Raw genomic sequence first — 25,008 nt, 5'->3', positions numbered from 1 at the left:
GAGTAGAGAAACTTTTTCGGAAATAATAATGGTTCATTCTGAAAAAAACAGCATATTTGTCAAATCAATAGTAAAGAAAACGCAAATGACGGAAGAAACGAACCATAAGACCTATAAATTAGGCTTGGCTTTGAGCGGTGGAGGGGCGAAAGGTTTTGCTCATATCGGGGTTTTTAAATTACTGGAAGAATGCGGTTTGAAGCCGGATATCATCGTCGGTACAAGTGCCGGTGCGTTAATGGGGGCTTTGTTTGCCGATGGCTATACTCCCGATGAAATTAAAGATCTTTTTACCGGACGTGAGTTTTCCGAGTTCGCCCAGTTGCAAATCCCGAAATCCGGTTTGTTCGACAGCAAGCGGTTTCGTTATTTCCTTCGTCGTCATTTGAGAGCGAAAACGTTTGAAGAGCTGAAAATACCTCTGGTAGTCGTGGCGACCGACCTTGACAACGGTGAGAGCCATGAGTTTCGTAGCGGTCCCATCGTGGAGGCGGTGACGGCTTCCTGCAGTATTCCGATAATCTTTAGCCCGGTCATGATAAACGGCGTGCATTATGTCGATGGGGGGCTTTTCCACAATTTCCCGGTTTCCATCATCCGTGAAGAATGTGAACGTGTCATCGGAGTGAATGTCAGCCCTCTTGTACCGCAAAAGTACAAGCAGACAATTTTCCATATAGCAGAACGTTCTTATCACTATATGTTCCGGGCCAACACGTTGGAAGACCGCGAAATGTGTGATGTCCTGATCGAGGCGGAGGAGTTCGGCATGTATAAGACATTCGATTTGGAGAATGTGAGTGAGATTGCCAATATCGGGTATGCAGCGGCAATCCGGGCATTCGAGGTCGTGATAAAAGAAAATAAATATGAAACTTTGGTGAACGCGATTATGGCAAGGAAAAACAATACTCTGATGCCATAGCTTTTTCCGGATGCTCCGGGGGTCACCCTAAATATTAACAAAGTTGACAAATAGCGCGATGAAACAGACAAATAAGATGGTAATATATCAGGTTTTTCCACGGTGGTTTGGAAATATGAAATCATCCTTGGTGAAAAACGGGAGTAAAACCGAAAACGGAGTAGGTAAGTTCTCGGCCTTTACGCCGGTTGCTTTGTCCAAGATCAAGGAATTGGGTATCACCCATGTGTGGTATACCGGAGTGATCGAACATGCGACGAATACCGATTATACGGCTTACCAGATACGAAAAGACCATGCGGCAGTCGTAAAGGGAAATGCCGGCTCGCCTTATGCCATCAAAGATTATTACGATATAGACCCGGACCTGGCCGATAATGTGCCTGGCCGTATGAAAGAATTCGAATCGTTGGTCAGAAGGACACATGAAGCCGGGATGAAAGTAATCATCGATTTTGTACCCAACCATGTCGCCCGCCAGTATTATTCGGATGCCAAGATGGCGTATGTGGAGGATTTGGGGCAAAAGGATAATACATCGAAAGCTTTCGATCCTGATAATAATTTCTATTATATACCGGGGCAGCCCTTGTGCCTGCAGTTCGGGGCGCAGCAGGAAGACTTTGAATATAGCGAATTTCCGGCGAAAGTCACAGGCAACGATTGTTTTAGCACCAGCCCCGGACAAAACGACTGGTATGAGACGGTCAAGCTGAATTATGGCGTTGATTATATGAACGGCCGTACTCCGCATTTTGATCCGATTCCCAATACATGGGAAAAGATGTTGGATATCCTGCTTTTCTGGGCCGGGAAAGGGGTGGACGGCTTCCGGTGCGATATGGCGGAAATGGTTCCGGTTGAATTCTGGAATTGGGTGATACCGAAGGTGAAACAGGTTTCAGATGTTTGTTTTATTGCCGAAGTGTATAATCCGGCTGAATATCGTAATTATATCAGGAACGGGCATTTTGATTATTTGTATGATAAGGTCGGGCTCTACGATACGATACGGGCCGTTATGTGCGGCCAGGCTCCGGCAAGCAATCTCTCCGGCTGCTGGCAGTCTCTTGAAGGCATCCAGCATAATATGCTGAACTTCTTGGAGAACCATGACGAGCAACGTGTCGCTTCTTACTTCTTCGCCGGAGATCCGCGTCCGGGAATTCCGGGAATGATCGTGTCGGCCATGATGAATACCAATCCGGTGATGATCTACAGCGGACAGGAATTAGGGGAGCCGGGAATGGACGATGAGGGGTTCAGCGGACGTGACGGGCGCACGACGATTTTTGATTACTGGAGTCTTGCCAGCTTGCGTAACTGGATAAACGAAGGGGCTTTCGATGGTGGCAAACTGACCGCCGAGCAGCGGCAATTGCGCGAGACGTATGCAAAGATCCTGAATATATCCAAGTCCGAACAGGTGATCACGGATGGCGTTTTCTATGATTTGATGTATGCAAACCAGGGTAACCCGTATTTTAATTCGCATCGCCAATTCGTGTTCATGCGTAAATACCGGAATGAGGTGCTGTTGGTGGTGGTCAACTTTGACAAGGCGGAGCAGACGGTACGTATCCGAATTCCCGATGAAGCATTCAAGTCGCTTGGTTTCGAAGACAATAAAGCAGCGGTGCTGACCGATCTGATGACCGGAGAAAGCTGTATCAGTACATTGACAACCGCCTGGCCTTATCAGGTCGTCATACCTGCTTATTCCGGTCGTTTACTGAAGTTTGCATATTGATTTGCGATGTATGATCTGCTCTGATCGAAGTGTTGTTCAGAAAACACACGTTAAGAAATAAAAAACATCCGAAGTGCACTCTTTCAAGCATACTTCGGATGTATATAAAATTCTAATCGAATCAGATTCAGAATGCTTTGTGATACAGCGCTTCGATATCTGCTACCGAAGTAGGACGAGGATTGCCACCCGTACAAACATCATTGAATGCCGCTACCGCCAATGCCGGAATATCTTCTTCCTTCACATTGATTTCGTGTAGTTTCTGAGGAATGCCGATGCTGAGAGAAAGAGCTTTTACCGCTTCAATCGCTGCTTTCACACCTTCAGCCTCGCTCATTCCGGTGGTATCTACTCCCATAGCCTTGGCTATATTGATATATTTCGGAGCAGCCGGAGATTCAGCGTTGTATTCCATCACATAAGGCAACAGCAAAGCATTTGCCACCCCATGAGGTGTGTCATAGAAAGCGCCCAACGGATGAGCCATCGAATGCACGATTCCCAAACCTACATTAGAGAATCCCATACCGGCGATATACTGTGCCTGAGACATGGCTTCGCGGGCAGCGGCATCCTTGCCGTTATCCACAGCCGCCTTCAGATTCTGTGCAATCATCTCGATAGCTTTCAGTTCGAACATATCACTCATGACCCACGCACCCGGAGTAATATAACTTTCGATGGCATGCGTCAAGGCGTCCATACCCGTAGCGGCAGTCAGCCCCTTCGGCATGGAATACATCAGTTCGGGGTCTACGATGGCCACGGCAGGAATATCATTCGGGTCTACGCAAACCATCTTTTTACGTGCATCTTCGTCAATAATCACATAGTTGATAGTCACTTCGGCAGCCGTTCCGGCAGTAGTGGGCAATGCGAAAGTAGGTACGGCTTTGTGCTTGGTGTCTGCCACTCCTTCCAGAGACTTCACGTCGGCAAAGTCCGGGTTGTTCACAACGATACCGATACCTTTGGCTGTATCGATGGAAGAACCACCTCCCAAAGCTACAATGAAATCGGCACCGGATGCCTTATAGGCAGCCACACCGTTCTGTACATTGGCAATGGTGGGATTGGCCTTCACATCACTGTAAAGTTCATAAGGTATCTTATTTTCATCAAACACTTTTATGATTTCGGCAGCTACACCGAATTTAATAAGGTCCTTATCCGTTACAAAAAAGGCTTTCTTGAAGCCACGTCTGGCTGCTTCCACTGCAATTACACTTCGGCATCCTGCACCGAAATAGGAAGTTTCATTTAAAATAATGCGATTCATGGTTATATTTTGTTTAAAAGATTAATCGCAACATCCCCTATGATAGAATGTTGCGGTTGCTAAAGTATATAAATTCCGCGAGTTTGACAAATCAATGATCTCTTATATGTTTATTGAGCCTGTTTTAGCCGGCTCTATGTTTAACTTTTAAAAGCTCGGTGAAAATTTACTGAAGTATTGAAATCATAAGTCATAATTGTTTTGTACCTTTGCGCCTACAATTCAAATCTATTTACTTAAGATAAATATTCGGAATAATGAGTGCACAAACTCCTTTCTTGGTGTTTTCGGGAACAAACTCCCGGTATCTTGCAGAGAAAATTTGCAATAGTCTTGGTTGCCCGCTGGGGCAGATGAACATTCAACACTTTGCCGACGGTGAATTTGCCGTTTCTTATGAAGAATCGATCCGTGGCCGTGATGTTTTTCTGGTACAATCAACGTTTCCTAACTCTGATAATCTGATGGAGCTTCTCCTGATGATCGATGCTGCCAAGCGTGCTTCAGCACACTCTGTAATCGCAGTTATTCCTTATTTCGGTTGGGCGCGTCAGGATAGAAAAGACAAACCGCGTGTGTCTATCGGTGCCAAGCTGATCGCAGACATGCTGAGTACAGCCGGTATCGACCGTTTGATCACTATGGACCTGCATGCCGATCAGATTCAGGGATTCTTTAATGTTCCGGTCGATCACTTGTATGCTTCTTCCATTTTCTTGGATTACATTAAATCATCTTTGCCTCTGGATAATCTGTGTATCGCCACACCTGACGTCGGAGGAACGAAACGTGCCAGCAGTTATTCCAAATATCTGGGTTTGCCGATGGTTATCTGCCACAAATCCCGTCTGCGTGCCAATGAAGTGGCTGAGATGCGTATCATCGGTGATGTGAAAGGTTTGGATATACTTTTGATCGACGATATGGTGGATACGGCCGGTACTATAACAAAGGCTGCCAATCTGATGCTCGAAAACGGGGCTAGGTCCGTGCGTGCCATCGCCAGCCATGCCGTTATGTCCGACCCGGCTTCTACACGTGTGGACCAGTCTGCTTTGACAGAAATGATCTTTACAGACTCTATCCCTTACGCAAAGAAATGCGAAAAGGTGAAAGTATTGTCTGTGGCCGATATGTTTGCCGAAGCAATCCGTCGTGTATGCAGCGGTGAATCTATCAGTTCTCTGTATGCTATTTAATTAATTCATGATATTAAAGAAAAGGCTGCAAATCCTACGGGATGAGCAGCCTTTTTTATTTTCATGTAATTCTTGATTTTGCCTATTTCTCTTCGTCGATAATCATGCCGCTACCGAGGCAAAGATGGTGGTCTTTGTCGTAGACCACTCCGTACTGTCCGGGGGCGATTCCCTGTATCTTGTTGTCGGATTCGATGCGGTACAAGTCACCGATGCGGCGGATACGGCCGTGGGTGAAATCCGGCGTGTGGCGGATCTTGAAAGTGATCTCTTTCTCGTCCTCAAACTCTCCCCACGGATCTTCGGTGATGAAGTCGAAGCCGTGCATGTTGATGATCTTGCCGTACTGTGTTTCCGGGTCGTAGCCGTTGGAGACGTAGATGATGTTCCGTCTGATGTCTTTTTTGATAACGAACCACGGTCCTCCGCTCAGTCCCAATCCCTTACGCTGCCCGATGGTGTGGAACCAATAGCCGTTGTGTTTGCCCAGCACCTTGCCGGTTTCCAGTTCGACGATCTTCCCGGTCCGTTTACCCAGGTAGCGTTCGATGAAATCGTTGTAGTTGATTTTGCCTAAGAAGCAGATACCCTGGCTGTCTTTCCGCTTGGCGCTCGGCAGTTTTTGCTCTTCGGCGATGGCCCGGACTTCGCTTTTCATCAGGTGGCCGATCGGAAACATCAACTTCTGTATTTGCAAGCGGGTGATCTGGCCGAGAAAGTCGGTCTGGTCTTTTACCGGGTCTTTGGCGGTGGAAAGCCATACCTTACCGTTTATTTCGGTTGTCGTGGCGTAATGGCCGGTTGCTATTTTGTCGAAATCTTTTCCCCATTTATCCTCGAAACAACCGAATTTGATGTATTTGTTGCACATCATATCCGGGTTGGGGGTGAGCCCGCGTTTTACGGAATCGATGGTATAACTCACGACACGATCCCAATATTCGTCGTGTAAAGAGACGATTTCAAACCTACATCCGTATTTCTTGGCTATATAGGAGGTGATCTCTATATCTTCTTCGGCAGGACAGTCTATATATCCATCTTTATCTTCCATGCCGATGCGGATATAGAAAATGGTAGGATCGTATCCTGCCTCTTTCAACTGATGGACGACTACGGAGCTGTCTACTCCTCCCGAAACTAATGCTGCAATTTCCATATTTCTACAGTGAATAAGAATTGTACAAAGGTACGGTAAATTTTTCAATTAAAACAGGGAGATGTCTTGGGCGCTTCAGCGTATATTTATAATTTTGTGCGTTTAGTTAATTTCAATTGATAAAATCAATATGCATATACGTTATTCTGCTTTGTTATTGTCGGCTTTATTGTTGTCGGCCGATGTTTATCCTTGTTCAGCTTATCTCTTGCCGGAAGTGCCGGAAGTGTCTGTCCCCAACCCGTGGAAAGGGAAGAAGGTGGCTTTCCTGGGTGATTCGATTACAGATAAGGCACATGTCGGGACGACGAAAAATTATTGGCAGTATCTTTCGGAAATGTTGGGCCTGGAACCGGTTGTTTACGGCATTAACGGCCATCAATGGAATGGCGTGTTGGAACAGGCCGGGAAATTGCAGGCTGAACAAGGTGGCGATGTTGATGCAATCCTGATCTTTGCCGGGACAAACGACTTTAATGACGGAGTGCCTTTAGGCGAATGGTATGTCGAGAAGGAAGAATCCGTTGAAGTTTCGGGGCCGAAGCAGGAAGTACGGAAGCGGCGGATGCTGCAGACGGATGACCGGACGTTCCGGGGGCGTATCAACCGTGTCCTCTCTTATCTGAAAACGAATTATCCGACGAAACAAATCATACTGCTGACCCCGATACATCGCGGATATGCCAAATTCGGAGATAACAATATCCAACCGGACGAATCTTATCCCAACCGGATCGGTTTGTATGTGGATGAATATGTGGAAGTGATCAAAGAAGCAGCCAATGTTTGGGCCGTTCCAGTCATAGACCTCAATAGCATCAGCGGACTCTATCCTGTCATCGACTCCCATACCCGTTATTTCCATAAGGAAGATACGGATCGTCTTCATCCGAATGCAGACGGGCATTACCGGATGGCAAAGGCTTTGATGTATCAACTGCTGGCTTATCCGGCCGATTTCGAATGATGTTTCCCGATATATCCTTTCAGTGCATTACGAAAGGGAATGGCATTGGAGTTGTATGTTGATTAAATAATAACGATGAATAGTATAAATATAACAGATTTAAAGACAGTTCGTTTGAGTCAGGATGGGCGTGCCGTGGTTATCCTGGATCAGACCCGTTTGCCGGGATCCGAAGTCTATGTTTCCCTTTCTTCAGCAGAAGAGGTCTGGGAGGCTATATATAAATTGAAAGTACGAGGGGCGCCGGCTATCGGGATAGCTGCCGCTTATGGTATTTATGTTTGCAGCCGGCAGATTACGGCAGGTACTTACGATACTTTTTACCGTGAGTTCATTCGAATTAAGAATTATCTGGCCTCTTCCCGCCCGACAGCGGTTAACTTGGTCGCTGCTTTGAACCGGATGGAAAGAGCCGTGGTTGCCCATTCGATGAGACCTGTTCCGGAAATAGTGCAGCTGCTGCGTGCCGAGTCGGAAGCGATCCGGGCAGAAGATGCGGCTGCCTGCCGTAAGATAGGGGAAAACTGCCTGTCCTTGCTGCGTCCGGGTATGGGGATCCTGACACATTGTAATGCCGGCCATCTGGCGGTTTCGGAATATGGGACGGCTTTGGCCCCGGTTTATTTAGGGGAAGAGCGCGGATATGGCTTTAAGGTGTTTGCCGATGAAACGCGTCCGCTGTTGCAGGGCGCACGCCTGACGGCCTACGAATTGCAGAAGGCAGGCGTGGATGTGACGTTGATCTGTGATAATATGGCATCGGTCGTCATGCGGAAAGGCTGGGTGCAGGCTGTTGTGGTCGGTTGCGACCGGGTAGCGGCAAATGGAGATACGGCAAATAAGATAGGGACTTCGGGAGTGGCGATCCTGGCCCGTCATTACGGTATTCCTTTTTATGTATTGGGGCCGACTTCAACCATCGACCTGAATTGCCCGGATGGAGATTCGATTGTGATCGAAGAACGGAATCCTGAAGAAGTGACGGAGATGTGGTATGCTTCGCGGATGGCTCCCGAAGGAGTGAAAGTCTATAATCCGGCTTTTGATGTGACACCTCATGACTTGATAACAGCAATTGTAACCGAAAAGGGGATTGCCTATCCACCTTTCCATATGGAGGATTTCTGAAAAATATTTACGGAAAGTTTTGCCAATATCAAACAAATCAGTAATTTTGCTGCCCAATTTGTGGATATAGTAATTAAACAATATAATAAATTAAATTATGATCGTAGTTCCATTAAAAGAAGGCGAAAACATTGAAAAAGCGCTGAAGAAATTCAAAAGAAAGTTTGAAAAAACAGGTGTTGTAAAGGAATTGAGAAACCGTCAGGCTTTCGAAAAACCCTCTGTAGCAAAGAGAAAACAAATCATGCGTGCTGTTTACGTTCAGCAATTGCAGCAGGTAGAAGAATAAAAATACAAAATCTGTCTGCCAAGTTTGTTTTATTGGATTCTTATTCCTATTTTCGTTGCATAAAAGTTGATGCAACGTGAATGTGCAGATTGATTCATTTTTAGATTATCTTCGGTATGAGCGGAATTATTCCGAGCATACGATTAGCGCTTATTCCAGAGATTTGCGCCAATTCGAAGATTTTGTAAAAGAGAAGAAAGAAGGCATATTTGTGCCGGAGGAAGTTGATGCGGATATTGTACGGAATTGGATTATGTCATTGTTGGATAACAAGATTTCGTCCGTATCTGTCAACCGGAAGTTGAGTTCTTTGAAATCTTTTTTTAAATTCCTTATGAAGCAGGGATTCGTTTCTGTAAACCCGTTACGGTTTGTGGCCGGTCCGAAAACAAAGAAGCCATTACCGGTTTTTGTGAAAGAAAAGGATATGGAGGAATTGTTGGATGGAGATGGGTTTGATGAGGATTTTGAAGGGGTGAGGGATCGCCTGATACTTGAATTGCTTTATGACACCGGAGTGAGGTGCTCGGAATTGATCGGTTTGCAAGATGCCGATATAGATTACGAAGCCATGCAGGTCAAGGTGACAGGTAAGCGTAACAAGCAGCGGTTGATTCCTTTTGCAGAAAGATTGAAAAACTTGATGCTTGCATACACTGAAGTCCGGAATCGTGAAGTCGGTGCAGGAGGCGGATGGTTCTTTGTCCGGAAGAACGGTGGTCAGTTATCCCCGGGTATTCTTTATACAATAGTAAAAAAGAAGCTCTCGGATATTCCGACATTGGCAAAATGCAGCCCTCACGTATTAAGACATTCGTTTGCAACAAGTATGTTGAATAATGGAGCGGAATTGAATGCCGTGAAAGAGTTACTCGGACACAGCAGTCTGGCTTCCACCAGTATTTACACACATACAACCTTTGAGGAATTAAAAAAAGTGTATCATGCTCATCCAAGAGCGCAAAAAGAAGGAGGTTTATTATGAACATTAGAATTCAAGCGATCCATTTTGACGCAACTGATCAATTAGAAGCGTTTATTCAGAAGAAAGTGTCTAAGTTGGAACAGTATTTCGACGGCATTATATCGGCAGAAGTCAGTTTGAAGGTCGTAAAACCGGAATCTGCAAAGAATAAAGAAGCGGCTATCCGATTGATTATTAAAAATGGAGATTGTTTTGCCGAGAAGGTAAATGATACTTTTGAAGAGTCAATTGACGAATGTGTAGAAGCCTTGGAGAAACAGTTAGTTAAATTCAAGGAAAAAATCAGAGCCAAATAAAAAAAACGGTAGATAAATTTGGTATATAAGAAATAATGTCTAAATTTGCAGCCGTTTCGCCTTGGTGACGAAACGGCTGCTTTTTGAAGTAGATACGCCTCTTTAGCTCAGTTGGCCAGAGCACGTGATTTGTAATCTCGGGGTCGTTGGTTCGAATCCGACAAGAGGCTCAAGAAGATTGAAAATGAATGATTTCAATCGTAAAAATGGGGGCAGTTACCAGAGTGGCCAAATGGGGCTGACTGTAACTCAGCTGTCTTTCGACTTCGGTGGTTCGAATCCATCACTGCCCACTCGTTTCTTGATAATTGAAAATTAAGAAACGAACAAATTGCGGAAGTAGCTCAGTTGATAGAGCATTAGCCTTCCAAGCTGAGGGTCGCGGGTTTGAGTCCCGTCTTCCGCTCTTATTTATTGCCTGTGTAGCTCAGCGGTAGAGCACTTCCTTGGTAAGGAAGAGGTCCCGAGTTCAAGTCTCGGCACCGGCTCAATGATATTTTAGAACATGATCATTAATCAAATAAAGAACAATTAAGTTATGGCAAAAGAGAAATTTGACAGATCGAAACCACATGTGAACATTGGTACGATTGGTCACGTTGACCACGGTAAAACAACTTTGACAGCTGCTATCACAACAGTATTGGCAAAGAAAGGTCTTTCAGAACTGCGTTCGTTCGACTCAATCGACAACGCTCCTGAAGAAAAAGAAAGAGGTATCACTATCAACACTTCTCACGTAGAGTATTCGACTGCAAACCGTCACTATGCTCACGTAGACTGTCCGGGTCACGCCGACTACGTAAAGAACATGGTAACTGGTGCTGCTCAGATGGACGGTGCTATCATCGTAGTTGCTGCTACTGATGGTCCTATGCCTCAGACTCGCGAGCACATCCTGTTGGCTCGTCAGGTAAACGTTCCGAGATTGGTTGTTTTCATGAACAAATGTGACATGGTAGACGACGAGGAAATGTTGGAACTGGTTGAAATGGAAATGAGAGAACTTCTTTCTTTCTATGATTTCGACGGTGATAACACTCCGATCATCCGTGGTTCTGCTCTGGGTGCTTTGAACGGTGACCCGAAATGGGAAGAAAAAGTAATGGAATTGATGGATGCTTGCGATACTTGGATTCCGCTGCCTCCGCGTGAAATTGACAAGCCTTTCTTGATGCCGATCGAAGACGTATTCTCTATCACAGGTCGTGGTACAGTTGCTACAGGTCGTATCGAAACTGGTATCGTAAAAGTTGGTGATGAAGTTCAGATCATCGGTCTGGGTGCTGCCGGAAAGAAATCTGTTGTTACAGGTGTTGAAATGTTCCGTAAGTTGCTGGATCAGGGTGAAGCTGGTGACAACGTTGGTTTGTTGCTTCGTGGTATCGACAAGAACGAAATCAAACGTGGTATGGTAATCTGCCACCCGGGTCAGGTTAAAGAACACTCTCGCTTCAAAGCTGAGGTTTATATCTTGAAGAAAGAAGAAGGTGGTCGTCACACTCCGTTCCACAACAAATATCGTCCTCAGTTCTATATCCGTACATTGGACGTAACAGGTGAAATCACTCTTCCGGAAGGAACAGAAATGGTAATGCCTGGTGATAACGTTACAATCGACGTTGAACTGATCTATCCGGTAGCTTGTAACGTAGGTCTTCGTTTCGCTATCCGCGAAGGTGGACGTACAGTAGGTGCAGGTCAGATCACAGAATTAGAAAACTAATTCAAATACATAAAATGTAGCCAGTCTTTTTAAGGACTGGCTATTTTACGGAACTAGCTCAGTTGGTAGAGCACTGGTCTCCAAAACCAGGTGTCGGGAGTTCGAGCCTCTCGTTCCGTGCTAAAAATCTATAGATTCGATGAAAAAGATAATTAATTATATTAAGGAATCTTATAACGAACTTGTTTATAAAGTTTCTTGGCCTACGAGAACAGAGCTTTCCAATAGTGCTGTGGTTGTTATGTTTGCTTCCCTTATAATCGCGGCATTAATCTTTGTTATTGATTTGGGCTTTGAGGGCGTGATGCGTTTCTTCTACGAGAAAATCTTTTAATCAGTTTAAAGTATGTCTGATATTCAAAAGAAATTTTATGTTCTGCGTGCCATTAGCGGCAAGGAGAATAAAGTCAGAGAGTATCTTGAGGCTGAGCTGAAGAATACTGACTTGGGTGAGTATGTGTCACAGGTCTTGATCCCTACTGAAAAGACTTTTACGGTACGTAATGGTAAGAAGGTGATGAAAGAACGCGCTTACTTGCCGGGATACGTTTTGGTAGAAGCCGCTTTGGTAGGAGAAGTCGCTCATCGATTGAGAAACATTCCTAACGTAATTGGTTTTTTGGGTGGATCGGACAATCCCGTTCCCTTGCGTCCGGCAGAAGTGAGTCGTATCTTAGGTACGGTTGACGAATTGCAGGAACAGCAGGATGACCTGGATATCCAGTTTTATGTTGGTGAGAATGTGAAAATCACTTTTGGACCGTTTAACGGTTTCACGGGTGTGATCGAAGAGGTCAATGCCGAGAAAAAGAAACTTAAAGTGATGGTGAAAGTCTTCGGACGTAAAACCCCGCTTGAGTTGGGTTATATGCAAGTGGAGAAAGAATAAGTGCTCTTGTTACGAAAAGTACGGTCTTTCTTTAAAAGTTATCGATGTTATATATCTAAAAAATTTTAGAAACAATGGCTAAAGAAGTTGCTGGACAAATCAAATTGCAGATTAAAGGAGGAGCAGCAAACCCTTCTCCCCCTGTAGGACCTGCTCTGGGTTCTAAGGGTATTAATATTATGGAGTTTTGCAAGCAATTTAATGCCAGAACCCAAGACAAGGCCGGTAAGATATTACCTGTTGTAATTACTTACTATGCCGATAAGTCTTTCGACTTTGTTGTGAAAACTCCTCCTGTTGCTATCCAGTTGTTGGAAGCTTCCAAACAGAAGAGTGGTTCTGCTGAGCCGAATCGTAAGAAGATTGCTGAAATCTCTTGGGATCAGGTAAAAACTATTGCAGAGGACAAGTTAGTCGATCTGAACTGCTTCACTGTCGAGTCAGCCATGAGAATGGTTGCCGGAACAGCAAGAAGTATGGGTATCACTGTTAAAGGGACATTCCCGGGTAATAATTAATAAACTTCAATTGAGATGAGTAAACTTACAAAAAATCAAAAGTTGGCTTTGGGCAAGATTGAAGCTGGGAAAGCATACACATTGAAAGAAGCTTCAGCTTTGGTAAAAGAAATTACTACTACTAAGTTTGATGCGTCTGTAGATGTTGATGTTCGTTTAGGTGTTGACCCTCGTAAAGCTAACCAAATGGTGAGAGGCGTGGTTTCACTGCCTCACGGAACGGGTAAGCAGGTTCGGGTTCTCGCATTATGTACACCAGACAAGGAAGCTGAAGCTACTGCTGCAGGAGCTGACTATGTTGGATTAGATGAGTATATTGAAAAGATTAAAGGCGGTTGGACTGATATTGACGTAATTATCACGATGCCTTCTATCATGGGTAAGATCGGTGCTCTGGGTAGAGTATTAGGCCCGCGTGGTTTGATGCCTAACCCGAAGAGTGGTACGGTTACCAATGAAATCGGCAACGCAGTGAAAGAAGTTAAGCAGGGTAAGATCGACTTTAAGGTAGACAAATCCGGTATCGTTCACACTTCAATCGGTAAGATTTCTTTTAATCCCGATCAGATCCGTGACAATGCCAAGGAATTTATTTCAACTCTTTTGAAGTTGAAACCGTCTGCAGCTAAAGGTACATATATAAAGAGCATTTATCTTTCAAGTACAATGAGTGCGGGTATTAAAATTGACCCCAAATCAGTTGAAGAAAACTAATTAAAATTATTGGACAATGAAAAAGGAAGATAAAGGCTTAATTATAGGTCAACTGACTGAGATCGTAAAGGAATATCCTAATTTCTATTTGACTGACATCGAAGCATTGGATGCTGAGAAGACCAGCAAATTGAGACGGGAATGTTTCAAAAACGAGATCAAGTTGGTTGTTGTAAAGAATAACTTGCTTAAAAAGGCATTGGAAAATGTAGAAGGTGATTTTTCTCCTCTGCAGGTTGCAATGAAAGGCAATACGGCTGTGATGTTCTCACACACCGCTAATGCTCCTGCTCGTCTGATTAAGGAATTTACTAAGGATGCAAAGAAGGATGCTCCTGCAAAACCGGCATTGAAAGCTGCCTATGTACAGGAAAGTTTCTATGTAGGTGCAGAAAACCTCGAAGCCTTGGTAAGTATCAAGAGCAAAAACGAACTTATCGGAGATGTTATCATGTTGTTGCAATCTCCGGCAAAGAACGTTATTTCTGCTCTTCAGTCATCAGGACAAACTATCCATGGTCTGTTGAAGACTCTGGAAGAAAGATAATTTTTTTAATTTACACAGATAAACAAACATTTAAATCATACAAAAATGGCAGATTTGAAAGCTTTTGCAGAACAATTAGTAAACCTGACCGTAAAAGAAGTTAGCGAACTGGCTACAATCCTGAAAGAAGAATATGGTATCGAACCTGCAGCTGCAGCTGTTGCTGTTGCTGGTCCTGCTGCTGGTGGCGCTGCTGCTGCTGCTGAAGAAAAGACTTCTTTTGACGTAGTATTGAAAGCAGCTGGTGCAAACAAGTTGGCTATCGTTAAGTTAGTAAAAGAATTAACAGGTCTTGGTTTGAAAGAAGCTAAAGATATGGTTGACAGTGCTCCTAGCGCTATCAAAGAAGGAATCGCTAAAGCTGATGCTGAAGCATTGAAGAAACAGTTGGAAGAAGCTGGAGCTGAAGTTGAGCTTAAATAGTATTTATAACCTGGTAATCAGGTGATTTGGTTAAGAGTCTCCATTAAAGGAGATTCTTAACCTTTTTGTGTCTATAATTTCAATAAGTTCAATAAATTCCTTACTAGATGTCTTCAACAGCTGAAAACCAAAGAGTTAATTTTGCTTCGATCAAAAATCAGTTCCCATATCCGGACTTTCTCGAAGTACAATTGAAGTCATTCCAAGACTTTCTTCAACTTGACACACCTCCTGAAAAGAGAAAAAAGGAGGGATTGTATAAGGTATTTGCCGAGAATTTCCCGATAGCAGATACACGTAACAATTTTGTGTTGGAGTTCTTAGATTACTATATAGATCCGCCTCGCTATACGATTGATGAATGTATTGCGCGTGGGTTAACCTATAGTGTGCCTTTAAAAGCGAAGTTAAAACTGTATTGTACAGATCCTGACCACGAAGATTTCGACACGGTGATACAGGATGTGTATTTGGGGCCGATTCCGTACATGACGGAAAGAGGTACTTTCGTGATAAATGGTGCAGAGCGTGTTGTGGTTTCACAATTGCACCGTTCACCGGGTGTGTTCTTCGGACAAAGTACACATGCTAATGGTACGAAGTTGTATTCGGCACGTATTATTCCTTTTAAAGGTTCCTGGATCGAGTTCGCTACAGACATCAACAATGTGATGTATGCTTACATCGACCGTAAAAAGAAATTACCTGTAACTACCCTTTTAAGGGCTATTGGTTTTGAAAGCGATAAAGACATTCTCGAAATCTTTAATCTGGCTGAAGAAGTAAAAGTATCGAAGGCTAACTTGAAAAAGTTGATCGGTCGTAAATTGGCTGCCCGTGTTTTGAAGACTTGGGTGGAAGATTTCGTAGATGAAGATACCGGTGAGGTCGTTTCTATTGAACGTAACGATGTTATCATCGACCGTGAGTCGGTTCTTGATAGCGACAATATTGAGGCTATACTGGAATCTGGTACGCAGAACATTCTGTTGCACCGCGAAGACCAGAATCTTTCAGATTATGCTATTATCTATAATACGCTCCAGAAAGACCCCAGTAACTCTGAAAAGGAAGCTGTCCTGTATATTTACCGGCAGTTGCGAAATGCAGAACCTGCAGATGAAGCAAGTGCCCGTGAAGTCATTCAGAACCTGTTCTTCTCTGAAAAGCGTTATGATTTAGGTGAAGTTGGCCGTTACAGAATTAATAAGAAGTTGAACCTTACTACCAGCAATGATATTAAGGTTTTGACAAAAGAAGATATAATCGAGATCATCAAATATCTGATTGAGTTGATCAACTCGAAAGCGATCGTTGATGATATCGACCACTTGAGCAACCGCCGTGTGCGTACGGTGGGTGAACAGCTGTACAACCAGTTCGGCATCGGTTTGGCTCGTATGTCTCGTACTGTTCGTGAGCGTATGAACGTGCGCGACAATGAAGTGTTTACTCCGATTGATTTGATTAACGCGAAGACTATTTCGTCTGTCGTTAACTCATTCTTCGGTACGAATGCTTTGTCTCAGTTTATGGACCAGACGAATCCGCTGGCTGAAATTACACACAAACGTCGTTTATCTGCATTGGGACCGGGCGGTTTGTCTCGTGAACGTGCCGGATTTGAGGTTCGTGACGTACACTATACGCATTATGGACGTCTTTGTCCAATTGAAACTCCTGAAGGACCGAATATTGGTTTGATCTCTTCTCTGTGTGTGTATGCCAAGATTAATGATCTTGGTTTTATATCCACCCCGTACCGTAAGGTTGTCGATGGTAAGGTTGACTTTTCCGAAGAAGGTTTACAGTATTATACAGCAGAGGAAGAGGAAGAACTGACGATTGCCCAGGGTAATGCTCCGTTGGATGATAACGGCAAGTTTATTCGTGATAGAGTTAAAGCTCGTTTTGAAGCTGATTTCCCGGTCGTTCCTCCTACGGAAATCGACTTGATGGACGTCGCTCCGCAGCAGATTGCTTCTATTGCGGCCTCTTTGATCCCGTTCTTGGAACACGATGATGCCAACCGTGCATTGATGGGATCTAACATGATGCGCCAGGCAGTTCCTTTGTTGCGTACGGATGCTCCGATTGTAGGTACAGGCATCGAAGCACAGGTTGCTCGCGATTCGCGTACTCAGATCATGGCTGAACGTGAAGGTGAAGTTGTGTTTGTGGATGCGACTTGTATCAAGATTAAGTATGATCGTTCCGAAGATGAAGAATTTGTAAGCTTCGAAGATTCGGTTAAAACATACAATATTCCGAAATGGCGTAAAACGAACCAAAGTACGACAGTCGATTTGCGTCCGATCTGTCACCGCGGTCAGCGTGTGAAGGCCGGCGATATTCTGACGGAAGGTTACTCTACTCAGAATGGCGAGTTGGCATTGGGACGTAACGTGAAAGTGGCGTATATGCCGTGGAAGGGTTACAACTATGAGGATGCTATTGTTCTGAACGAACGTATGGTTCGTGAAGACTTCTTTACTTCAGTCCATGTTGACGAATACATTTTGGAAGTTCGTGAAACGAAGCGTGGTATGGAAGAATTGACATCCGATATCCCGAATGTCAGCGAAGAAGCAACTAAGGATTTGGATGAAAGAGGTATTGTACGTGTAGGTGCTCGCATCGAACCGGGTGATATTTTGATCGGTAAGATTACTCCGAAAGGTGAATCCGATCCTTCTCCTGAAGAAAAATTGCTTCGTGCGATCTTTGGTGACAAGGCCGGCGACGTGAAGGATGCTTCTTTGAAGGCTACTCCGTCTCTTCGTGGTGTTGTTATTGAAACTGCTTTATTCTCTAAAGCTATCAAGAAACGTAAATCCAGACTGACAGATAAGGCTATTCTGCCTAAGTTGGATGAAGAATACGAAATGAAGATGGCTGACCTGAAGAATCTGTTGGTCGACAAATTGTTGGTTTTGACTAATGGCAAAGTTTCTCAGGGGGTTAAAGACTATATGAATACAGAGATCATTGCGAAAGGAGTCAAGTTCTCTCGCAAGGCTCTGGAAGAATTGGATTATAATTCTATCCAGGTAAGCAAATGGACCGCCGATGCTGATAAGAATGAACTTATCAAACAGGTGATCCTGAACTATCTGAAGAAATATAAGGAGCTGGATGCTGAGCTGAGACGTAAGAAATTCGACCTTACGATCGGTGATGAACTGCCGACAGGCATTGTTCAGATGGCTAAGGTTTATATTGCTAAAAAACGTAAGATCCAGGTCGGTGATAAGATGGCGGGTCGTCATGGTAACAAGGGTATTGTTTCCAAGATTGTCCGTCAGGAAGATATGCCGTTCCTGGAAGACGGAACTCCGGTTGATATCTGTTTGAACCCGCTGGGTGTGCCTTCCCGTATGAACTTGGGACAGATTTTTGAAGCTGTATTAGGTTGGGCAGGCCGTACGATGGGAGTTAAATTTGCAACTCCTATTTTCGACGGTGCGACTTTGGATGATATGAACGAATGGACAGACAAAGCCGGATTACCTCGCTACGGTAAGAGCTACCTGTATGACGGTGGAACCGGTGAACGTTTTGACCAGCCGGCTACAGTGGGGGTTACTTACTTCTTGAAGTTGGGTCACATGGTTGATGATAAGATGCACGCTCGTTCAATCGGTCCGTACTCTCTTATTACTCAGCAACCTCTGGGTGGTAAGGCTCAGTTTGGTGGTCAGCGTTTCGGAGAGATGGAAGTCTGGGCACTGGAAGCTTTCGGTGCTGCACATGTTCTTCAGGAAATTCTTACGATCAAGTCTGACGACGTTGTCGGACGTTCTAAGGCTTACGAAGCAATAGTGAAGGGTGATCCGATGCCACAACCGGGTATTCCCGAATCACTGAACGTATTGCTGCATGAGCTGAGAGGTCTTGGTTTAAGCTTTACTTTGGATTAATTCAAAAACAATATAAGTGGATGGGTTCTGCCCATCTGCTTATTCATTGATAACTCTTTATAAATAAAAAATATGGCCTTTAGAAAAGAAAACAAGATAAAGAGTAACTTTTCAAAAATAACCATCGGTCTGGCTTCCCCTGAAGAAATTCTTGAAAACTCCAGTGGTGAAGTTTTGAAACCGGAAACGATTAACTATCGTACGTACAAACCTGAACGTGACGGTCTTTTCTGCGAACGTATTTTCGGTCCGATCAAGGACTATGAATGCCATTGCGGTAAATACAAGCGTATTCGTTATAAAGGTATTGTCTGCGATCGTTGCGGGGTGGAAGTTACAGAGAAAAAAGTGCGTCGTGAACGTATGGGACACATTCACTTGGTTGTTCCTGTCGCTCATATCTGGTATTTTCGTTCCCTGCCCAATAAAATCGGTTACTTGTTAGGATTGCCGACCAAGAAACTGGATTCTATTATCTATTACGAACGTTATGTGGTGATTCAGCCGGGGTGTGTAGACACTGTTGCTGAATTAGACTTGCTTTCGGAAGAAGAATATTTGCAGATTCTGGATAACCTGCCAAAGGAAAACCAGATGTTGGAAGATACGGATCCGAATAAGTTTATTGCAAAGATCGGTGCTGAAGCTATCTATGATTTGTTGGCTCGCTTGGACTTGGATTCTTTGTCCTACGAATTGCGCCATCGCGCAAGTACAGACGGTTCGCAGCAACGTAAGAACGAAGCTTTGAAACGTTTGCAGGTCGTAGAATCTTTCCGTGCATCCAGAGGACGTAACAAACCGGAATGGATGATCGTAAAGGTTGTACCGGTTATTCCGCCGGAACTGCGTCCGTTGGTTCCGCTGGATGGTGGACGTTTCGCAACTTCCGATTTGAATGATCTGTATCGTCGTGTTATTATCCGTAATAACCGTCTGAAACGATTAATCGATATTAAAGCTCCCGAAGTAATTCTGCGTAATGAAAAACGTATGCTTCAGGAAGCTGTGGACTCTTTGTTCGACAACTCTCGTAAGTCGAGTGCTGTTAAGACGGATGCTAACCGTCCGCTGAAGTCTCTCTCTGACAGCTTGAAAGGTAAACAAGGTCGTTTCCGCCAAAACTTGTTGGGTAAGCGTGTTGACTATTCGGCTCGTTCGGTTATCGTCGTAGGTCCTGAATTGAAAATGCATGAATGCGGTCTGCCGAAGAATATGGCAGCCGAACTTTATAAACCTTTCGTGATCCGTAAATTGATCGAACGCGGTATCGTAAAGACGGTTAAATCTGCAAAGAAGATCGTTGACCGTAAGGAACCGGTGGTTTGGGATATTTTGGAGTATGTAATGAAAGGTCATCCGGTATTGCTGAACCGTGCACCGACTTTGCACCGTCTGGGTATCCAGGCATTCCAGCCGAAGCTGATCGAAGGTAAAGCTATCCAGTTGCATCCGTTGGCATGTACGGCATTCAACGCTGACTTCGACGGTGACCAGATGGCAGTTCACTTGCCTTTAGGAAACGAGGCTGTATTGGAAGCACAGATGTTGATGCTTGCTTCTCATAATATTTTGAACCCGGCTAACGGTGCGCCTATTACCGTTCCTTCCCAGGATATGGTGTTGGGGTTGTACTACATCACAAAATTGCGTAAGGGAACACAGGGCGAAGGTCTTGTATTCTACGGGCCGGAAGAAGCAACGATTGCATATAATGAAAAGAAAGTGGATATCCACGCTCCGATTAAAGTGTATGTAAACGACATCGATAAAGAAGGCAATCCGGTTAAGAGAATGGTTGAAACTTCTGTCGGACGTTTGATGGTCAATGAATTTGTTCCGGAAGAAGTCGGTTATATCAATGAAGTGTTGGGTAAGAAAGCACTCCGCGATATCATCGGTAAGGTGATTAAGGCTTGTGGGGTTGCCCGTACGGCTCAATTCTTGGATGATATCAAGAATCTGGGTTATTATATGGCCTTCAAGGGTGGTTTGTCCTTCAACTTGGCTGATGTTCTGATCCCGCCTGAAAAAGAGGCATTGGTGAAAGAAGGTTATGATGAAGTTGAACAGATCATGAACAACTATAACATGGGTTTCATCACCAACAACGAACGTTACAACCAGATTATCGATACTTGGACACATGTCAACAGCAAGTTGTCCGATACTTTGATGAAGCAACTGACTGCAGATAACGACGGTTTCAATTCCATCTACATGATGATGGATTCTGGAGCCCGTGGTTCTAAAGAGCAGATTCGTCAGTTGTCCGGTATGCGTGGTTTGATGGCAAAACCGCAGAAAAGTGGAGCTGAAGGTGGTCAGATCATTGAAAACCCGATTCTTTCAAACTTTAAGGAAGGGTTGTCAGTGTTGGAGTATTTTATCTCTACTCACGGTGCTCGTAAAGGTTTGGCCGATACGGCTTTGAAGACTGCCGATGCCGGTTATTTGACTCGTCGTTTGGTTGACGTCTCTCATGATGTAATCATCAACGAAGAAGACTGTGGAACATTACGTGGTCTGGTTTGTACGGAATTGAAGAATAATGATGAAGTGATCGCCAGCTTGGGTGAACGTATCCTGGGACGTGTCTCTGTTCATGATGTCATTCATCCGTTGACTGGTGAAATAATCGTTCGGGCAGGTGAAGAAATTCGTGAAGATGCAGCTAAAAAGATTGAAGATTCTCCGATCGAAAGTGTTGAGATCCGTTCTGTATTGACTTGTGAATCCAAGAAAGGGGTTTGTGCGAAATGTTATGGCCGTAACCTGGCAACGAATCAGATGGTTCAGAAAGGTGAGGTTGTGGGTGTTATCGCTGCACAGTCAATCGGTGAGCCGGGTACTCAGTTGACATTGCGTACATTCCACGTCGGTGGTATTGCATCTAACGTGGCAACGGAAAACAGCATTACTTCTAAATATGACGGTGTCTTGGAAATCGAAGAGCTTCGTGCGGTGGATAGCGAAGAAAACGGTAAGAAGTTTCAGGTTGTTGTCAGCCGTTTGGCTGAACTTCGTATCATCGATCCGACAACGAAGATTGTACTGTTGGCTCACAATATTCCTTATGGTTCCAAATTGTTCTTCAAAAATGGAGATACAATCAAGAAGGGTGATGTAATCATTGAATGGGACCCGTTCAACGCTGTTATCGTATCCGAAGTTTCCGGTAAGATCGATTTTGAAAGTTTGGTTGAAAATGTTACTTACACTGTTGAAAGTGACGAAACGACCGGTTTGAAAGAAAAGATCATTATTGAATCTAAAGACAAGACAAAAGCTCCGGCTGCCCATATCGTGGATGAAAACGGAAATTATCTGAAGAATTATTCATTACCGTTGGGTGCTCACGTTGTAAAAGACGAGGGTGATATGGTGAAGGCTGGTGAGGTTTTGGTTAAGATCCCGCGTGCAGTAAGTAAAGCAGGTGATATTACCGGTGGTTTGCCTCGTGTAACAGAATTGTTTGAGGCTCGTAACCCGTCTAATCCGGCTGTCGTTTCTGAAATCGATGGTGAAGTAGGCTTCGGTAAGATCAAACGTGGTAACCGTGAAATTACTGTTACTTCCAAATTGGGTGAAGTAAAGAAATATATGGTGCCATTGTCTAAGCAGTTGCTTGTTCAGGAAAACGACTATATCCGTGCCGGTATGCCGCTTTCTGATGGTGCGATTACTCCGTCTGATATTTTGGCAATCATGGGGCCGACGGCTGTGCAAGAATATATCGTAAATGAAATCCAGGATGTATACCGTCTGCAGGGTGTGAAAATTAACGATAAGCATTTCGAGGTAATCGTCCGTCAGATGATGCGTAAAGTTGAAATCATCGATCCGGGTGACACTCGCTTCCTGGAGCAGCAAGTTGTTGATAAGTTGGAGGTAATGGATGAAAACGATCGTATCTGGGGCAAGAAGGTTGTGACGGATCCGGGAGATTCTCAGACATTGCAGGCTGGTCAGATTGTGACTGTCCGTAAGTTGAGAGACGAGAATAGTATGTTGAAACGTCGTGACTTGAAGTTGGTTGAAGTTCGTGATGCAGTTCCTGCTACGGCTAACCAGATTCTTCAGGGTATCACCCGTGCTGCTTTGCAGACAAACAGCTTTATGTCTGCCGCGTCTTTCCAGGAAACAACGAAAGTGCTGAACGAAGCTGCAATCAATGGAAAAGTGGACCGTTTGGAAGGTTTGAAAGAAAACGTTATCTGCGGTCATTTGATCCCGGCCGGTACAGGCCAGCGTGATTTCGACAAGTTGGTTGTCGGAGCTAAAGATGAGTTCGAACGTATTTTTGCAAATCGTAAGAATGTCGTAGACTTCAATGCTATGGACAGAGACGATGAGTAAAATGCGAAATAAATAAAGAGAAGGGTTATCGAATTATCGATAGCCCTTTTTTATTTTCTGTTATTTGTTTAATAAAATCAGAGTTCTTATATTTGTGTATTATCTTGATAATTAAAATGAATCATATATGAAAAAAGTTCTACTCTATCTATTTGCACTCCTGATCTCTACAGATGTTGTTTTTGCCAAACATGCTGGTAATGAAATGAATGTTATGTCTTTTAATATCCGGATGAGTACAAAATCAGACGGAGCTAACTGGTGGGAGTACAGGAAAGACTTGGCAGCCAATGTGATCAAGTTTTATGATGTCGATATGTTTGGTGCACAGGAAGTCTTGCATAATCAGTTGACAGATTTATTGGACCGCTTGCCAGGCTATGGTTATGTCGGGGTGGGACGTGAAGACGGTAAGACAAAAGGTGAATATTCTCCTATTTTTTACAGAAAGGATCGTTTCTCTGTTGTCAAAAGCGGTAATTTTTGGTTGGCAGAAGATATGAATGCCGTAGGCAAAAAAGGCTGGGATGCCGCTTGTGAACGTGTTGCCACTTGGGCGATATTCAAAGACAAGGAGTCTGGAAAAGAGTTTTTCTTTTTGAATACCCATTTGGATCACATGGGACAGGTCGCCCGGCATGAAGGAGCCTCTTTGGTCTTAGAGCAGGTAAAGCTGCTTGCCGGAAATCTTCCGGTGATTGTCACAGGCGATTTTAATGCTGTACCAACCGATGATCCGATTAAAGTTTTGACGGATGAAAAAGATCCACGTCATTTGACACATACCCGTACATTAGCCCCCTTGCGTTACGGCCCGGAATGGACCTTCCACGACTATGGGCGTATTCCTTTGGACGAACGTGTGTGGATCGATTATATTTTTGTAAAAGGAAAGATCAAAGTACTTCGTCATGGTGTTTTGGCTGAAAGCTTGGGAAATCTGTATCCTTCGGACCACTGTCCCGTTGTATCAAGAATACTTGTTCAGTAAGAATTATGGGTTCCGTGGATGTCTTAAGAGAAATTACGCCGCTATCACAGGAAGACTGTTTTCTTGTGATGCAGCGCCCCAAACGCAGTTTTTCCTATCCGCTTCATGTACATCCGGAATTTGAACTGAACTATTTGGAGAATGCCGGTGGTGCGATCCGGATTGTTGGTGATTCGGTAGAGGAGATGGAAGAGCTTGACCTATTGCTGGTTGCGGGCGGAACCAAGCATGCTTATTCAAACCACAAGTGTCAAAATACGGATATCTTGGAAATTACAATCCAGTTCCATGCTTCTCTTTTTGATAGCCTTATCAACAAGCGGCATTTCAAGACCATTAAGGATATGTTTGAGAAAGCCTCATGCGGTCTTGTTTTTAGCCGTGAAATGATTTTGCGTATTCAGCCTGAATTGAAAAAGCTATCGAGCGATGAGCCGGATTCATTCCACAACTTATTGCGTTTAATAGATATGCTCAAGACTTTGTCGTTAGATGAAAAGGCACGCAAGTTAAATGCTATCAATACGGTGGAAAATTTCAGCAATATAGATAATGACCGCTTGGATACGATCATGTTGTTTTTGCATGAAAATTATCAACGTCCGGTTTTATTGTCCGAACTCGCTTCGTTAATAAATATGAGTGAAGCATCGCTTACCCGGTTTCTGAAAAAGTGGACAGGAAAAACTTTTATCGACAATTTGAATGACATTCGTATAGCAGAAGCTGTTTGCCGCTTGATTGACACAAGTGATACAATAGCAGAAATATGCTATAAATCCGGTTTTAATAACTTATCGAATTTCAATCGGGCTTTTAAGCGACGAAAAGGTAATACACCTACCGAATATCGTGAAAAATATGTACGTACTCGTTTTAGAGTTTGAAACATGATTTTAAACTAATTTACAGAATAAAAGAATAGGTTGTGACGAAATAGT

At 44.0% G+C, this 25,008-nt stretch carries 21 protein-coding genes and 5 tRNA genes; 24 read left to right on the top strand and 2 right to left on the bottom strand.

Translation table 11 applies throughout. The features are described from left to right. Positions 1-85 precede the first annotated feature (85 nt). Positions 86-925: a patatin-like phospholipase family protein gene (locus BQ9893_RS11475; protein ID WP_075967340.1), complete on the top strand. Its 840-nt coding sequence runs from the start codon at positions 86-88 to the stop codon at positions 923-925. A gap of 58 nt (positions 926-983) precedes the next feature. Continuing rightward, positions 984-2,675: an alpha-amylase family protein gene (locus tag BQ9893_RS11470; protein WP_075966175.1), complete on the top strand. Its 1,692-nt coding sequence runs from the start codon at positions 984-986 to the stop codon at positions 2,673-2,675. Positions 2,676-2,802: 127 nt separating this feature from the next. Here the strand turns inward: BQ9893_RS11470 and fucO are convergent, their stop codons facing one another. Beyond that, positions 2,803-3,957 (bottom strand): lactaldehyde reductase, encoded by a 1,155-nt coding sequence (gene fucO, locus BQ9893_RS11465; RefSeq protein WP_075966174.1) that lies wholly within the window; start codon positions 3,955-3,957, stop codon positions 2,803-2,805. A gap of 257 nt (positions 3,958-4,214) precedes the next feature. On the opposite strand from fucO, the gene BQ9893_RS11460 reads away from it, so the two are divergent. Then, the gene (locus BQ9893_RS11460) at positions 4,215-5,156 is read left to right on the top strand and encodes a ribose-phosphate pyrophosphokinase (protein ID WP_075966173.1); all 942 of its coding nucleotides are present in this window, start codon (positions 4,215-4,217) and stop codon (positions 5,154-5,156) included. Between the two features lie 82 nt (positions 5,157-5,238). Here the strand turns inward: BQ9893_RS11460 and mnmA are convergent, their stop codons facing one another. Beyond that, positions 5,239-6,315: a tRNA 2-thiouridine(34) synthase MnmA gene (gene mnmA / locus BQ9893_RS11455; protein WP_075966172.1), complete on the bottom strand. Its 1,077-nt coding sequence runs from the start codon at positions 6,313-6,315 to the stop codon at positions 5,239-5,241. Positions 6,316-6,445: 130 nt separating this feature from the next. On the opposite strand from mnmA, the gene BQ9893_RS11450 reads away from it, so the two are divergent. The 21 genes from BQ9893_RS11450 (at position 6,446) to BQ9893_RS11350 (ending at position 24,954) form a co-directional block, all read left to right on the top strand. Beyond that, positions 6,446-7,282, top strand: a complete 837-nt coding sequence (locus BQ9893_RS11450) for an SGNH/GDSL hydrolase family protein (protein WP_075966171.1) — start codon at positions 6,446-6,448, stop codon at positions 7,280-7,282. Positions 7,283-7,357: 75 nt separating this feature from the next. Then, a complete protein-coding gene (gene mtnA / locus BQ9893_RS11445) occupies positions 7,358-8,410 on the top strand; it encodes an S-methyl-5-thioribose-1-phosphate isomerase (protein ID WP_075966170.1) in 1,053 nt (350 codons plus the stop codon). A gap of 97 nt (positions 8,411-8,507) precedes the next feature. Next, positions 8,508-8,699: a 30S ribosomal protein S21 gene (rpsU, locus tag BQ9893_RS11440; protein WP_075966169.1), complete on the top strand. Its 192-nt coding sequence runs from the start codon at positions 8,508-8,510 to the stop codon at positions 8,697-8,699. A gap of 82 nt (positions 8,700-8,781) precedes the next feature. Then, complete coding sequence (locus tag BQ9893_RS11435; RefSeq protein WP_075967339.1) at positions 8,782-9,684, top strand: tyrosine recombinase XerC; 903 nt, start codon at positions 8,782-8,784, stop codon at positions 9,682-9,684. Then, positions 9,681-9,980 carry a ribosome hibernation-promoting factor, HPF/YfiA family gene (gene hpf, locus BQ9893_RS11430; protein WP_008152455.1) on the top strand — a complete coding sequence of 100 codons (300 nt, stop codon included), beginning with the start codon at positions 9,681-9,683 and terminating at the stop codon, positions 9,978-9,980. Before BQ9893_RS11435 ends, hpf begins: the two co-directional genes overlap by 4 nt. Before the next feature lie 96 nt (positions 9,981-10,076). Next, positions 10,077-10,150, top strand: a tRNA-Thr gene (locus BQ9893_RS11425). Between the two features lie 40 nt (positions 10,151-10,190). Next, positions 10,191-10,273: transfer RNA gene (locus tag BQ9893_RS11420), tRNA-Tyr, on the top strand. Positions 10,274-10,313: 40 nt separating this feature from the next. After that, a tRNA-Gly gene (locus BQ9893_RS11415) sits at positions 10,314-10,386 on the top strand. A 10-nt stretch (positions 10,387-10,396) separates the two neighbouring features. Continuing rightward, positions 10,397-10,468, top strand: a tRNA-Thr gene (locus BQ9893_RS11410). Positions 10,469-10,518: 50 nt separating this feature from the next. Next, a complete protein-coding gene (tuf, locus tag BQ9893_RS11405; RefSeq protein WP_075966168.1) occupies positions 10,519-11,706 on the top strand; it encodes an elongation factor Tu in 1,188 nt (395 codons plus the stop codon). A gap of 47 nt (positions 11,707-11,753) precedes the next feature. Beyond that, positions 11,754-11,826, top strand: a tRNA-Trp gene (locus BQ9893_RS11400). A gap of 19 nt (positions 11,827-11,845) precedes the next feature. Beyond that, a complete protein-coding gene (gene secE, locus BQ9893_RS11395) occupies positions 11,846-12,040 on the top strand; it encodes a preprotein translocase subunit SecE (protein WP_005637138.1) in 195 nt (64 codons plus the stop codon). A 12-nt stretch (positions 12,041-12,052) separates the two neighbouring features. Further along, entirely contained in the window at positions 12,053-12,595 is a 543-nt protein-coding gene (gene nusG, locus BQ9893_RS11390; RefSeq protein WP_005637137.1) for a transcription termination/antitermination protein NusG, read from the top strand. Between the two features lie 74 nt (positions 12,596-12,669). After that, a complete protein-coding gene (rplK, locus tag BQ9893_RS11385) occupies positions 12,670-13,113 on the top strand; it encodes a 50S ribosomal protein L11 (protein ID WP_005637136.1) in 444 nt (147 codons plus the stop codon). 15 nt (positions 13,114-13,128) lie between these two features. Then, positions 13,129-13,827, top strand: a complete 699-nt coding sequence (gene rplA / locus BQ9893_RS11380; protein WP_005648088.1) for a 50S ribosomal protein L1 — start codon at positions 13,129-13,131, stop codon at positions 13,825-13,827. A 16-nt stretch (positions 13,828-13,843) separates the two neighbouring features. Then, a complete protein-coding gene (gene rplJ, locus BQ9893_RS11375; protein ID WP_075966167.1) occupies positions 13,844-14,374 on the top strand; it encodes a 50S ribosomal protein L10 in 531 nt (176 codons plus the stop codon). A gap of 45 nt (positions 14,375-14,419) precedes the next feature. Further along, positions 14,420-14,797, top strand: a complete 378-nt coding sequence (gene rplL / locus BQ9893_RS11370; protein WP_005854220.1) for a 50S ribosomal protein L7/L12 — start codon at positions 14,420-14,422, stop codon at positions 14,795-14,797. A gap of 107 nt (positions 14,798-14,904) precedes the next feature. Further along, the gene (rpoB, locus tag BQ9893_RS11365; RefSeq protein ID WP_075966166.1) at positions 14,905-18,717 is read left to right on the top strand and encodes a DNA-directed RNA polymerase subunit beta; all 3,813 of its coding nucleotides are present in this window, start codon (positions 14,905-14,907) and stop codon (positions 18,715-18,717) included. A 72-nt stretch (positions 18,718-18,789) separates the two neighbouring features. Continuing rightward, the gene (rpoC, locus tag BQ9893_RS11360) at positions 18,790-23,076 is read left to right on the top strand and encodes a DNA-directed RNA polymerase subunit beta' (RefSeq protein WP_075966165.1); all 4,287 of its coding nucleotides are present in this window, start codon (positions 18,790-18,792) and stop codon (positions 23,074-23,076) included. A 127-nt stretch (positions 23,077-23,203) separates the two neighbouring features. Then, positions 23,204-24,067 (top strand): endonuclease/exonuclease/phosphatase family protein, encoded by an 864-nt coding sequence (locus BQ9893_RS11355; RefSeq protein WP_075966164.1) that lies wholly within the window; start codon positions 23,204-23,206, stop codon positions 24,065-24,067. A 5-nt stretch (positions 24,068-24,072) separates the two neighbouring features. Then, on the top strand, positions 24,073-24,954 hold the full coding sequence (locus tag BQ9893_RS11350; protein WP_075966163.1) for an AraC family transcriptional regulator: 882 nt from the start codon (positions 24,073-24,075) through the stop codon (positions 24,952-24,954). The last annotated feature ends 54 nt before the right edge of the window (positions 24,955-25,008 follow it).

This window comes from Parabacteroides massiliensis (genome assembly GCF_900155425.1).
In the GTDB taxonomy this organism is placed as follows: domain Bacteria; phylum Bacteroidota; class Bacteroidia; order Bacteroidales; family Tannerellaceae; genus Parabacteroides; species Parabacteroides massiliensis.
This window is presented reverse-complemented; position numbering and strand designations above follow the sequence as displayed.